General features: G+C 71.0%; 4 protein-coding genes. 2 read left to right on the top strand and 2 right to left on the bottom strand.

Features of this window, described 5'->3' with window-relative positions:
- Positions 1–127 precede the first annotated feature (127 nt).
- Positions 128–526, top strand: coding sequence for a TOBE domain-containing protein (locus ACFWP3_RS40325; protein ID WP_362304097.1), 399 nt, complete (start codon positions 128–130; stop codon positions 524–526).
- 115 nt (positions 527–641) lie between these two features.
- Here the strand turns inward: ACFWP3_RS40325 and ACFWP3_RS40320 are convergent, their stop codons facing one another.
- Positions 642–1,106 carry a hypothetical protein gene (locus ACFWP3_RS40320; protein ID WP_384231635.1) on the bottom strand — a complete coding sequence of 155 codons (465 nt, stop codon included), beginning with the start codon at positions 1,104–1,106 and terminating at the stop codon, positions 642–644.
- Entirely contained in the window at positions 1,103–7,561 is a 6,459-nt protein-coding gene (locus ACFWP3_RS40315) for an RHS repeat domain-containing protein (protein ID WP_384231633.1), read from the bottom strand. The genes ACFWP3_RS40320 and ACFWP3_RS40315 overlap by 4 nt, the downstream gene beginning before the upstream one ends.
- A gap of 511 nt (positions 7,562–8,072) precedes the next feature.
- Here ACFWP3_RS40315 and ACFWP3_RS40310 point away from each other — a divergent pair.
- A complete protein-coding gene (locus tag ACFWP3_RS40310) occupies positions 8,073–11,750 on the top strand; it encodes a ricin-type beta-trefoil lectin domain protein (protein ID WP_384231631.1) in 3,678 nt (1,225 codons plus the stop codon).
- The last annotated feature ends 115 nt before the right edge of the window (positions 11,751–11,865 follow it).

Below are 11,865 nucleotides of genomic sequence, written 5' to 3'. Positions count from 1 at the left end.
TGTACTGGACGTACTTGCGTGGTCCGACAACGCGGCGAGGTGCCGTGCCTGGGGGCACCTCCCAGCGGTAGCTGGGGGAGCGTCGCGACCCGGTGGACCTTCCCGGTCACAGCACTAGGGTGGGCGCATGGAGTCCTACACCATCGGGCAGGCCGCGCGTCTGCTGGGCGTGAGCGTCGACACCGCCCGGCGGTGGGCGGACGCCGACCGCTTCCCCACCCGCCGGGACGGCAAGCGCCGCATCGTCGACGGCCCCGACCTGGCGGCGTTCTGCGTCGAGGCCGCGCAGGAGGCCTCGTCCGCCGAGGACGCGGACGCCCCGTACACCTCGGCCCGCAACGCCTTCCCCGGGATCGTGACCGGGATCAGGCTCGGCGATGTCGCGGCCCAGGTCGAGGTCCAGGCCGGGCCGCACCGCGTGGTGTCGCTGCTGACGCGGGAGGCCGTCGAGGAACTGGGCCTGGAGGTCGGCATGCGGGCCACCGCCCGGGTGAAGTCGACCAGCGTGCACATCGACCGCGACTGAGCGGCCGGGCGGCCGGAGCCGCGCGCCGCGTGCCCCCAAGGCCCCGGAGCGCAGAAGACCGCGGGGCCCGGCACCTGGTGGTGCCGGGCCCCGCGGCCGTTTCGTACCGGACGGATCAGACCTTGCGCTCACCCGGCCCGGGGGCCGGCATGACGAACGCCGTGAAGATGATCTGCGTCGCGAACATCGCCACGGTCAGCAGACCGCCGCCGAAGAACAGGAAGACCGTCATCGGCAGTAGGCACAGGATGCTCGCGGTGAACCGGAACTGCAGCGGGTCGCCCTTCCTGAGCCGGGCGATCAGCAGGAGCAGGAAGAGCGTCACCCCGCCGATCCCGGCCAGGAAGCCCGGGAGCTCCCTCATGAAGACGAGGAAGGACTCCCCGAAGGACAGCACGCGGCCCTCGTAGCCCGTGGCGCGCGGGGCCACCGCCGAGGCGACGGTCCAGCCCACCGCGAAGGTCGGCACGTAGCGGACCGTGCAGACCAGGAGCCACCAGTACCAGCTGTCCCGCCGGCCGCCGCCGCTCGGGCTGCCGCCGCTCGGGCCGGTGCCGCTCGCGCGGCCTGCGCCGGTCATTCGCATCCCTTCGTGCAGCGGTCGTTCATCCACGTACGGTCCATATTGGTCCAGAGCGGAAGGGACGGCAGACCGCTGGTGTGGGCCATGTCGTCATGGGCGATCCGCTGGGCGCCCTGCCCCTGGCGGTACTGGGTCACCGTCATGTCGGGGTACTTGTCTCCGGTCCTGCGCACCATGCCCTCGTTCGGCGCGATGGTCAGGTGGCCGTCGACCGAGCCCACCGGCATCAGCGGCTGCACGGCGTGCAGGTCCACCTCCAGGGTGTTCGAGTCGCTCTTGCGCGCCTCGATGATGTTGCGCGTCAGCAGCGTGGAATACGAGTTGGAGCCCTCGTTGCCCCAGATCTTCAGCGCGGGCAGCATCTCCGACTTCACGTACTCGGCCTTGTTGCCGCCTCCCATGCCGAGCGAACCGCCCGAGTACTTGACCTTGGGAGCCGTGTGCGAGGGCGCCACCGTGAAGCTGACGTTGCCGCTCGCGGTGTCCCAGAAGACCAGCATCCGGTACGGCGCGCTCGGGTCCGTCGAGTAGCTGCGGTCGTCGCCGATCAGGGCGCCGAGCATGGCGTCCTTGGTGTGGATGAAGAAGCTCACCACGATGACGCCGCGGTCCTCGCCCGCGCCCACGTTGCCGGTCCAGCGCTGGGAGCCCTTCTCCCGCGCACCGTACGCGGCCCGCCAGGCCGACCCGTAGGAGCCGGAGGCCTTCATGCCGCGCTCGATGGTGCGCCGCGCTTCGTTCTGCGCCTTGACGCGCTTGTAGGTCTCCTTCACGTACTCGGGGAGCGGCCGGAAGATCGGCATGAAGCCGCCGGCGAACTGGCCGCTGGGGTCACTGCTGGTGACCGGCGCGTTGTTGGCGTACGCGTAGGCGTTCAGCTGCTGCGGGTCGTTCGAGTCCATGACCGGGTCCACCGAGATGAACCGGCCGTTGGCCGCGTCGTACTCGCGCGCGTTCAGGTGCACCAGGCCGGTGGAGGCGTCGTTCGTGCCTCCCACGAAGCCCTTCTCGCCCGCCCAGGTGCCGGCGGCCGGCTGCGCGCCGCGCGCCGTGCCGAACGGGGTCTGGTTGCGCCGCTTGTAGCCCATCGACATCGCGTCCACCTGCACCTCGTCGGTGTTGTGGTGGTCGCCGAGCAGGTACGCCAGCTTGCCGTCCGAGGTGGCCACGATCGTGGACTGCCCGGCCTTGTAGTAGCGGACGCCGCTCACCTTGGCGGTGGCCACGGTCAGCGTGAGCTCCTGGTTGCCCAGGTACAGGGTGATCTTGTCCGCGTCCTTGCGCAGCAGGCGGTTGCCGTTCGCGTCGTAGACGAAGGAGGACGTCTTGCCGCCGACGGTGGACGTGGCCATGTGGCCTTCGGCGTCCCAGGTCAGCTTCTGGTCGCCCTGCGCGGTGACCCGGCGGGTCGTGTATCCCGCCGCGTCGTACTCGAAGGAGTCCTGGCGGGCGCCGGGGCCGGTCGTGGAGACCTTGTCCAGGGCGTGCGGCCGGTTCGCGCCCGGCTGCGGGTAGGCGGAGTTGCGGGTGACGTCCTTGGCGGGGTCGCCCGCCGGGTCGTGCTTGACCTCCTGGGTGCGGTTGCCCACGGCGTCGTAGGTGTACGAGTACCAGTACGGGTCCACCCCGCCGACCTTGGGCTTGGTGGGCGTGCCGGCCGTCGGCTTGAGCGCGCAGGCGTCCGTGGACGCCCAGGCGTGCGTCATGCGGCGCGCGTAGTCGTAGGTGAAGCACTGGTCGTCCGCGACGGTCTTGTCGTCGCGGTCGTTGCGGATCCGGGTGATGTTGCCCGCGGGGTCGTAGCCGTAGACCTTGTTGTCGATGGTCTGCGGGCCGCTCGCCTCGCGGTCGTTGAGGACGCTGCTGAGCCGGCGGGTGTGGTCCTCGTAGGTGTACGTCTGGACCGTGCGGCCGCCGATGTCGCCCAGGACCGTCTGGAGGACCTCGCCGAAGGGCGAGTACTGGCTGCCCAGCGAGTAGACGTCGGTGCCGTTGCCGACCGAGGTCGGCAGGCCGAACTCGGTGTAGCCGTTGCGGACCGTCTCGGCGGCGAGGCCGCCGCCGGCCGGGTAGGCGGTCGTGGCGGTCAGGCCGGTGTTCGGGGTGAAGGTGGTGGAGAAGGTGTAGCTTCCCGCCAGCTTGCCCTCGGCGCCCGGGACGGTGACCGTCGAGCCGGTGGCCCGGCCGCCCGCGTCGTAGCCCTTGACCGCGGTGGTGTAGGCATTGCCCTTCTCGTAGCGCGTCGAGGAGGTCAGCTTGCCGATGCCGCCCGGCAGGGTGTCGTAGACCCACTCGGCGAGCTTCTCGCCGGTGGCGGTGTTGTCCTTGAACGTGGCGGTGCGGCGGCCCAGTTCGTCGTAGCGGTGGGCGACCTTGACGCCGCGGGCGTCGGTGGTGGTGGCCACCTTGCCGTCGGCGGTGTAGGTGTTCTCGACCGCGCCCTTGTCGGGGTCGGTGGTCTTCACCTGGTGGCCGCGCCGGTCGTAGTCCGTGGTCCAGGCGTTGCCGGCCGCGTCCACGAGGCGGGTGATGCGCTCGTCCGCGTCGTACGTGTACTTGAGGGAGTCGTACGCGGAGGCCGGGGCGCCGAGGACGGGGTTGCCGTCCTTGTACTGGCGCAGCTCGGCGACCTTGTCCTGCGCGTTGTACAGGGCGAGGGACGCGGTGCCGCCCTGCGGCGGGACGCTGGCGACCCAGTTGCCGCCGTAGGTGGTGGAGGAGCGCCACTTCTCGACGCCCTTGGAGAGGGTGATCGCGGCCGTGACCCGGCCCTGGCCGTCGAACTGCGTGACGGTCTGGGTCGGGATCTGGTTGTCGGCGACGGACAGCAGGACGGTGGCCGCCGGCTGGTCGTTGTAGTACTCGCCGTTGGTCTTGTACTCGCGGCCCTGGCTGTCGAAGAAGGTGTCCTTCACCAGCCGGCCGGTGCCGCCGTGGGCGTCGGTCTGCGTCTGGCGCTTGCGCAGCAGGCCGTCGTAGAGGGTGATCGCCGAGCGGTACTTGCCGTTCTCCAGCAGGGTCTTCGCGGTGACGGCCGTCGGCGCGTTGTTGCGCGTCAGGTAGTCGAAGGTGACGTCGGCCGGCTGGGTGGTGTCACGGCCGGGCCGCCAGGCGGCGGTGAGCTGGCCGAGGGCGTTGTACTTCTGGCGGGTGATGCGGCCGGAGACGTCGGTGACGTCGAGCGGCAGGCCGCGCAGGCCGTCGAAGGTGGTGACGGTGGTCTGCGCCTTGGCGTTGGTCGCCGTGGTCTTGGTGGACTGGGCGCCGGTCGCCGGGCTGTAGGCGGTGCTGGTCTTGTTGCCGGCGGCGTCCGTCTGCTCCAGCGGACGGCCGTACGCGTCGAACTTGCCGGTGCTGACGGTGGCGAACACCGGCGTGGCTCCGTCGTACCGCTCGAGCTCCTCGACCTTGGTCGGGTGGCCCTGGCCGTGGACCGGGCCGGTGCCGTGCGCCTTGGAGTCGTACGAGGTGCGGACCTCGGTCAGGGTGTTCGCCGGGGTGGCCGGGGTGGCGCAGACGGCCGAGGACCGCTGGACGGTCGCCGGGTAGGAGAGCATCCAGTTCGCCGTGTCGGCGGCGGCGAAGGTGGTGCGGGTGCACGCCTCGTCGCCGGAGACGGCGATGTCGCCCTCGTCCGACACGCTGGTGACCTGGCCGTACTGGTCGAAGGTGGTGCCCGACCGGGTGGTCCGCCAGTTCCCCGGGGACAGCAGGAGGTAGCCCGTCTGCGTGTCCTGGTTGGTCTGGTGGGCCTTCAGGTCCGTGGTGCCGGCGCGGGTCTGGCTCGCGGTCTCGCGGGACCAGGGCTTGGCGACGGCGGTGGCGGCGATGGTCCCGCCGGCGCCGTCCTTGTCGTAGTCCGAGGTCTCCAGGGTCATGCCGGCGTACTGCTCGGCGTCGGTGAACGCGTTACCGAAGGAGTCGGTCACCTGGGCGCCGGCGATGCCCCGCAGGTAGCGGGCCTCGGTGAGCGTCTTGTTCGCGGTGCCGGTGCGGGTGCGGACCTTGCCCCAGCCGCGGAAGTCGCTGAAGGCGCGGTGCTTGTCGAGGGTGAACTCGTTGGTGTCCTTGGCCCAGGCGATGCCGCCGAGGTACTCGTACTCGGTGACCGAGGCCGTGGAGCCGGCGACCTTGTCGTTCTCGGTGATCTTGGTGACGGCGTACTTGTGGAAGAAGTCCTTCACCGGCTCGCTGCCGCCGTCGGGCGTCCACCAGTTGGGGTAGCAGCGCTTGGTGTTGGTGGCGTCCGGCGCCGGGGTCTGCCCGGCCACGCACTCGGCGGCCGAGTAGGAGACGAGGGTGTCGGAGCCGGTCTCGCTGCTGATCCGGGTGATGCGGAACTTGTTCAGCGGCGGACGGCCCTCGGCGGCGTCCACGCGGTTGGCCATCAGCGTGCCGCCGAAGTCGACCTTGGGCAGCGTCACCGGGGTGGTGGCGGACTTGCCGGTGCGCGTGATGTTGGACAGCCACAGGCCGTTGCCGCCGGCGTCACCGGTGTCCGGGAACTGCTGGCCCAGGGTCCAGCCGTCGACGTCCTGGTACGCACCGCCCTTGAGCACCTGGGTGGAGACGCTGGTCAGGCGCTTCTTGGACCAGAAGCTCGGGGCACCGTTGATGCAGTCCTTGTTCAGCTCGCACTGCTGGTCGACGGGGGTGTCGGGCCAGTTGTCGGCGTGCGCCTTGTCGAAGGCGCAGTCGGCGGCGGAGCCCAGGCAGCGGTCGGAGACGCCGAAGTTGACCTTGGCCGGGGCGCTCGCGGCGTAGACCTGTCCGGCACGGTGGCCGTACTCGATGCGGGTCAGGTGACCGGCGCGGTCGTAGGTGGCGGAGCCCTTGGGCATGGTGGTCATGCCGGCCGAGTTCTTCGCGTAGACGTTCTCCTCCTTGTCGTAGAAGAAGGCCATCGCGTTGCCGTGTGGGTCGACCACGTAGTCCAGGTTCCAGCGCCAGCCCTGGTCCTTGACGGAGTTCGCGAACGAGGTGCCGTGGCCCGGCTCGCCGGCGTGGTTGCCGAAGACCGGCACGGTGAGCGTCGAGTCGGTCTCCTCCTTGCCGGTGGTCCAGCCGGGCAGGCGGTTCTTGCCGAACCAGTACTGGGTGCCGTCGGGGGTGGTGACCCGCCAGTACTCGTTGTTGTCGTCGCCGTTGGCGGTGTCGGTGGCGCTGCCGGTCAGCTGCTCGACGCGCGAGCCGTCGTCCTTGGCCGACTTCCAGGCGCCGCTCGTGGCGTCCTTGACGAGCGGGGTGTTCTGCCCGTTGAGGGACAGCACGGCGTTCTCGGACTTCCAGCAGACGTCGCCGGTCTTCTCCGGGGCGTTGGTCCCGCTGCCCTTGTCGTCGCGGCAGCCCATGTACTGGCGCTCGATGAAGCCCATCTCCATCGACCAGCCCTCGCCGACCCAGGAGGGCTGGCTGTTGGCGGAGGCCGTACGGCCGTCCACGGACGAGGAGTTGTAGCTGAGGGCGACCTTCGGTGCCAGGGGGCCCGGCACCGGGGGCATGGCCATCGGGTACGACCAGGCGAACCCGCCGTGGTTGCCGCCGGCGGTCCAACTGCCGGACGGGGACAGCGAGGTGGCCTTGAAGTCACCGGCCGCGCCGTCCGGGGAGGCGGCGGCCGCGAGGACGGTGCCACCGCCGAAGGCCATGGCGCCCGCGGCCATCGGGGCGGCCATCGGGGCGGCCATCGCGGCCGGGTCCTGGGTGCCGGCGGCCTTGGCGGCCTTGGCGTCCGGGGCCACGTCGACCTCGGCGGTCAGGACCCCGGTGGCGGCGTCGTTGTGCGTGGCGAGCGGCTTGAAGGCCTTGCACTCGGGCTTGTCGGGCGTGGTCAGGGCGCACGCCGGGAGCTGCACGAGCCGGAGCCGGGAGCCCCAGTCGGCTCCGTAGGCGTGGCGGAATCCGCTGTAGTCGAGCTGTACGGAGGCGCGTCCGGAGGCGTTCTCGCCGTCGGTGCGGCTGACGGTGAGCAGGACACCGTCGATGCCGGCCTTCGCCGCGGCCTTCCGGTCCTCGACCTTGACGTGCAGCTTGCCGGGGGCGCTGGCCTCCGGCGTACGGCCCTGCGGGGCGGCGGACTTGCCGGGCGCCGCGGCCTTGGCGTTCGACTGCGCGCCCAGGGGCGGCGCGGCCGGCGGCGCGGTCAGCGGGGCGACCGCGACCGGGAGGCCCTTGACGGGGGTGTGGGCGGGGCCCGGTATCCCGTCGGCGTCCGGGCCGTCGGCCAGCGACCGGGCGGCGGGGGCGGGTGCGCCGAGCACGGCGTCGCCCTCCGCGGCGGCCGGCCAGCTGACCTTCTTCCGCTTCCAGGGCTTCTTGTCGGTCTCGCTGACCGGTGACGTACCGCGCTTGCCGAACGCGGCGCCCTTCACCGAGCCGGTCTTCTGGACCGCGCGCGGCTCGAATCCGTCGAGCCCCTCGGCCGACGGTCCCCCCTCGGGAACGCACGACACCAGCAGGGCTCCGCAGAGCACCGCGCTGACGACGCCCGCGCCTTGGCGCAGCAGCTTTCCTCTGCGGGATGAAGAACTTCCCCGCCCCCTTGGCGTCCCGTTTTCAGAACGGGAAGCCCCCACCGTGAATCTCATCACGCCGAAACAACTCCATGTACAGGTCAAGTTCGCACCGAGATCTGGGTGCGGCCTCGGGAACGTACACCAAGATTTCTTACGTAAAGAGCAAAGTGAGCTTGGTCTCAGGGCGCCCGCCATTTGTTCCGGGAACAAATTCCCAATCCGGACACTCTTTGACAGGTCGCACACCTTCGGTAGGCATACGAACGCCCCCAACCGGACATCACGGGGCAATGCATCGCGCTAATTGACGCTGAGTCACATGAGGAAGCTGTGGCTCCGCTGTGAAGATCCCCGCATACTTCCCTCGGCTGATACTCGGCCAACTCTTATCAAGGGATTACCGGCCGCAAAGCAGCCGTAATCGTCAGCCAATGTGGGGTGGAATCCGGTGAAGGTACCTGGAGCGGCCGGGGGTCGGCGAAGGCGCCGCCTTTCGGCGGCAGTTGTCGCGGCCGCGCTCGGCGCCGGCATAGCGGTGCCGCTGGCCCTCGCGCCCGCGGCGGTGGCCGCCGACGCGCCCGGGGACGCCACGGCACGCGCCGAGGCGGCGGCCCGCGAGGCAGCGGCCCGGGCCGCGAACGGGACGCCGGCGAACGGGACACCGGCGAACGGCACGCCCGCGACCGGGACGCCCGCCGGCGGCGCGTCCGCCGACGCCGCGGCCAAGGCCGAGGCCGGCCCCGGCGAGGCGCGGGCCTCCGAGCAGGCCCAGGCGAGCGGCAAGCCCGTCGAGGTCGCCGAACAGCGCGACGAGTACACCCAGGTCATCGCCAACCCCGACGGCAGCTTCACGTGGAAGCAGTACGTCCGGCCGGCCTTCACCAAGGTCGACGGCACCTGGCAGAACACCGACGCGACGCTGGAGGAGACCGCGGACGGCCGGATCACCCCCGCCGCCGCCACCTTCGGCATCTCCTTCTCCGGCGGCGGCACCACCCCGCTCGCCACCCTCCAGCGGGAGGGCAAGACCATGTCCCTCAGCTGGCCCGACGCCCTGCCGGAGCCCCGGATCGAGGGCGAGACCGCCCTCTACCCCGAGGTGCTGCCCGGCGTGGACCTCAAGCTGGTCGCCGCCGTGGACGGCTTCGCCCAGCACCTCGTCGTCAAGACGCCCGAAGCCGCGAAGAACCCGCGGCTCGCCAAGCTCACCTTCGGCCTGAAGAACAAGGGCCTGGGCCTGAAGGCGGACGCCAAGGGCGCGCTCAAGGCCGTGGACACCGAGGGCGACGCACTGTTCAGCGCCCCCACCCCCGCGATGTGGGACTCCTCCCACCTGTCCACGACCGAGGCCGCCGAGCTCACCGCGGGCGGCACCCCGGAGGAGCTCACGCCCCCGGCCCGGTCGGCCGACATGGGTGCCAAGGTGACCGGCGACAGCCTCACCATCACCCCGGACACCGGGATGCTCACGGACCCGAAGACCGTCTTCCCGGTGGTCATCGACCCGATCTTCTCCGGCGGCAACCGGGTCAACTGGGCCATGGCGTACAAGCAGGACGGTACGAACCTGGCCAACACCGCCTACTGGAACGGCGGCAGCTTCACCGACAAGCTCGCCCGGGTCGGCCACGAGACGCAGACCAACGGCACGGCCCGCTCGTTCTTCCAGCTCAACACCAACGGGCTGGCCGGCGCGCGGATCATGAGCGCCACCTTCAACGTCTTCAACACCTACTCCTGGTCCTGCACCGCCACCCCGGTGGAGCTGGGCTGGACCGGTCCCATCGGCACCGGCACGACCTGGAACAGCCAGCCGTCGTGGAACAGGACCCTGCAGACCAAGAGCTTCGCGCACGGCTGGGGCGACAGCTGCAAGGCCGCCGGTGAGGACTTCGCCGCCGGCGCGCTCAAGGACCTCGTCCAGGACGTGGCCAACGGCGGCGGCACCGACCTCACCCTGGGCCTGCGCTCCGCCGCCTCCCACGAGGGAAGCGCGTCCAGCTGGAAGAAGTTCCAGAACAACCCGCACCTCGAGGTCACGTACAACCGCGTCCCCAAGGTCGACTCCAGCGCCTTCTACCAGGGCCCCTACAGCCCCGGCGGCTCCGGCAACAAGCAGGTGGCCTGCAGCTCCGACCCGGCCACCTGGCCGACCGTCGGCCGCGCCGACCTCGCCCTGACCGCCAAGCTGTCCGACCCCGACGGCGGCAACCTCACCGCGGCCTTCGAGCTGTGGGAGTACGGCGGCGCCACCGTGGCCTCGCCCCGGGCCAACGTGGCCTCCGGCGGCAGCGTCGTCCACGTCGTCGACATCAACACCCTCACCGAGGGCAAGCGCTACAAGTGGTTCGTGCGCGCCGAGGACGGCACCGACGTCTCCGGCTACACCCCGCAGTGCGGGTTCAACGTCGACAAGACGGCCCCGCCGAAGCCCACCGTGGCCTCGGCGGACGGCCTCGCCCTGGACGTGGCCAGCGCCCCGGCCCGCACCGAGCGCAAGGTGAAGTTCACCTCCAAGGACCCGCTCGGCGGCGTGGACGGCTTCTGCTACAGCCTCAACACCCCGCTGCCCGTGGCCAACGACAAGTGCGCCGGCGGCACCTTCGTCAAGGCCGACGCGAACGGCTCCGCAACGGTCTCGCTCAAGCCGAGCCTGTGGCCCAACAACCGGCTGCACGTCCAGGCGTACGACCTCTACGGCAACACCTCGCTGTACGACGGCAACGGCCCGGCCACCGACACCACGCTGATCGTCACCCAGGCCCCCGCCTTCGTCCGCACCCCCGACGGCCGGGTCCGCGGCGACCTGCCCGGCGACCTCAACGGCGACGGCCACGTGGACCTGGTCGCCACCGACGACACGGGCAAGCTGATCCTCTATCCGGGCAAGGGCGACGGCCGGCACACCGACGGCCAGGTCCTGCCCGGCCTCGGCGAGTGGAACGGCGCGCAGATCGCCCACCGCGGCGATGTCATCTCCGCCGTCGACGGCCAGACCAAGGACGGGTACGAGGACTACTTCGCCCGGATCGGCAACAAGCTCTACCTGTACCCGGGCGACGGCAACGGCGCTCCGATCGTCGGCGGCCGCAAGGAGCTGATCCACCCGACCGGCAAGGACTCCGGCCCGCTCAAGGGCGCGGGCGACAAGTGCGTGGACGTGGCGAACAGCGCCACCGCCAACGGCACCGCCATCCAGTACTACGTCTGCAACGGCACCACCGCGCAGCAGTTCCAGCTCACCGGCAAGGCCCTAAAGGTCCTCGGCAAGTGCGTCGACGTCCCGTGGGGCCGCGGCGGCAACGGCACGCAGGTGCAGCTCTTCGACTGCAACGGCTCCCCCGCGCAGCACTGGGTGGACCGCGGTGACGGCTCGCTGCTCAACCCGGTCACCGGCCTCTGCTTCGACCTGCCGGGGGCCAACACCGCCAACGGCACCCGCCTGGCCATCTACCAGTGCAACGGCACCGGGGCCCAGCAGTGGAACGTCCCGGGCAGCTGGGCCGGCGCGAGCGGCATCATGGCCCCGGGCAACTCCGACGGCATGCCCGGCAATGACCTGATCGTCATCGAGGGCAACGGCCTGGTCCACTACACCGGAACCATCGAGGGCCCGCTGGCGATGGAGACCGGCACCTACAAGCTCAAGCCGGGCAAGAACCCCGGCGGCAGCGGCTGGGGCTCCTACGACGTGGTCGCGCTCGGCGACGTCAACGGCGACGCCGTCCCCGACCTGATGGGCCGCTGGCGGGGCACCGACACCGCCAACGGCGAGTACGGGAAGCTGTGGCTGTACCCGGGCGTCCAGGCCGACGACGGCCAGGGCGGCACCGACTACCGCATCGGCACCCGCAGCCAGTACGGCGGCGCCGGCTCCTGGCACCCCGGCAACGTCCTGAAGTTCGCGGGCGCGGCCAACGTCCAGGGCCAGGTCGTGGACCAGGGCACCTACAAGCAGTTCGTGCCCACGGCCGGACAGGAGACCGCGGACTTCTGGGCCACCCTGGGCGGCGGCACCAGCGGCACGGGAGTCCTGCGCTTCTACCCCGGCACCCCCACCCTGCACGGTTCCCCGACCGTGGTCGGCGACGGCTCCTGGGCCACCCGGATCACCGGCATCTTCTGACCGGCAGGACCGCAAGGACCGGACGCCACCGGTCCGCCCCGCTGCCCCCGGGCGGGCGGCGCCCCCCCCCGGCCCGCCCGGGGCGGCACGGGGGGTAGCCGAAGGGGGAAAAACG

It is taken from the genome of Streptomyces sp. NPDC058525 (assembly GCF_042719495.1).
In the GTDB taxonomy this organism is placed as follows: Bacteria; Actinomycetota; Actinomycetes; order Streptomycetales; family Streptomycetaceae; genus Streptomyces.
This window is presented reverse-complemented; position numbering and strand designations above follow the sequence as displayed.

Bases quoted from the DNA above. Each gene is read 5' to 3' on its own strand.
- ACFWP3_RS40325 (WP_362304097.1), top strand. From the start codon at position 128: ATGGAGTCCTACACCATCGGGCAGGCCGCGCGTCTGCTGGGCGTGAGC.
- ACFWP3_RS40320 (WP_384231635.1), bottom strand. From the start codon at position 1,106: ATGACCGGCGCAGGCCGCGCGAGCGGCACCGGCCCGAGCGGCGGCAGC.